The following is a 1,869-nucleotide window of genomic DNA, read 5'->3' as shown; positions in this document are numbered from 1 at the left end:
TCGTCGACCCGGCCGCCCCCTCTCCGATCGCTCCGGTGAGCCGCGGCTACCGCCGCTATGCGCTCCTGGTGCTTCTTGCCGTCTACACCTTCAACTTCCTCGATCGGCAGATCCTCGCCATCCTCGCCGAGCCGATCAAGCACGACCTGGATCTGAAGGACTGGCAATTGGGGCTGCTGACAGGCCTCGCCTTTGCGCTGCTCTACACGCTGCTGGGCATACCGATCGCGACCTGGTCCGAACGCGGCAACCGGCCATGGATCATCGGCGGCGCGGTGACGATCTGGAGCGGGTTTACCGCGCTGTGCGGCGCGGCGCAGAACTTCGTTCAACTGGTCGCGGCACGCGTCGGTGTCGGCATCGGCGAGGCAGGCTGCACCCCGCCGGCCATGTCGCTCATCACCGACTATACACCCAAGGAAGAGCGTGCCTCGGCGCTTTCCATCTATCTTCTCGGCTCGCCGCTGGGCGCGCTGATCGGCATGGCGGCCGGCGGGCTTGTGGCAGACCAATGGGGCTGGCGATCGGCGTTTCTGCTGGCCGGTGCGCCCGGTCTGCTGCTGGCACTGCTGGTGGTCACGACATTGAAGGAGCCGCGGCGCCGATGGTCGGCCGAGATCCGGCAGCGCACCACCCAGGCCCCGGGGTTCGCCGCCACGTTCGCGATGCTCCGCCGCAGCCGCACCTATTGGCTGGTGGTATCCGCCGTCGCGCTGAAGGCCTTCATCTCCTACGGGACGACGGCCTTTCTCGCCTCGTTCTTCTACCGCAACCATGCCGGCGAACTCTCGGCCATGGCAGCGGCGTTCGGCCTAAAGACCGGCGGCTTTCTTGGCCTCGCGCTCGGTCTGGTGACGGGGGTGACGTCCGGGCTCGGAACGCTGGCGGGCGGCTATGTCGCCGACCTCTTCGTCAAGCGTGATGCCCGCGCCTATGTGCTGCTTCCCGTCGCCGGATCGCTGACCGCACTGCCGTTCAGCATCGTCGCGCTGCACAGCAGCTCCGTCACGGCCGCGTTGATGATCCTGGCCGTGCCGTCGCTGCTCAACGCGCTTTGGCTCGCCCCCTCCTACGCCGCGATCCAGGGGCTGGTGCCAGCCTCCGCACGCGCCACGGCCACCGCGATCCTGCTTTTCGTCGCCAATCTGATCGGCCTTGGCATGGGACCGCTGGGAGTGGGACTCATCAGCGATCTGGCCGCCGCATCCGTCGGCCCGGCCGAGGGCGTGCGGACATCGCTGACCATCGTGGCGCTTCTTGGCCTGCCGGCAGCGGCGCTGTTCTGGCACGCGCGCCGCTCGATCGTCGCCGAAACCATCAGCTGAGCCATGGCCGCTCCGCTTTCTTCCTCACCACAGGTGCCCTGCCACCCTTGCGGCACTCCCATCGCACGGAGACTGGAACATGGACTTTAGCATTCCCGATGAACTCCTGGCCTTCTTGAAGGAGCTCGACACCTTCATCGAAGCGGAGATCCGGCCGCTGGAGGAGCAGGACGACAATGTCCGCTTCTTCGATCATCGCCGCGAATATGCGCGCACCGATTTCGAGCGTGGCGGGCTGCCGCGCCACGAATGGGAGGAATTGCTGCGCGAGGCCAAGCGCCGGGCCGACAAGGCCGGCTATCTGCGTTTCGCGCTGCCAGCCGAATTCGGCGGAAAGGACGGCAACAACCTCTGGATGACGGTGATCCGCGAATATCTCGCGTCCAAGGGGCTGGGCCTGCACTATGACCAGCAGAACGAGCATTCGGTCGTCGCGAACAACCCGTTCATCGTCATGTTTCGCGATTTCGGCACGCCCGAGCAGAAGGCCGAATTCATCGAAGGCATGCTGCAGTTCAACCGACGGGTGACCTTCGGCCTGACC

2 protein-coding genes are annotated in these 1,869 nt (G+C 66.0%); both read left to right on the top strand.

All coding sequences use genetic code 11. The features are described 5' to 3' along the window. Positions 1-1,325: spinster family MFS transporter (locus tag AX702_RS14100; RefSeq protein WP_331710409.1), on the top strand; the 1,325-nt coding region annotated here is incomplete at its 5' end. A gap of 79 nt (positions 1,326-1,404) precedes the next feature. Continuing rightward, positions 1,405-1,869 (top strand): acyl-CoA dehydrogenase family protein (locus tag AX702_RS14095; RefSeq protein ID WP_197420615.1); only part of this gene is annotated, 465 nt, incomplete at its 3' end.

Origin of the sequence: Sphingomonas sp. CCH5-D11 (assembly GCF_001557395.1) — a bacterium.
Classification (GTDB): domain Bacteria; phylum Pseudomonadota; class Alphaproteobacteria; order Sphingomonadales; family Sphingomonadaceae; genus Sphingomonas.
Note: the sequence above shows the minus strand (reverse complement) of the source record. Positions and strands in the feature narration are given on the sequence as shown.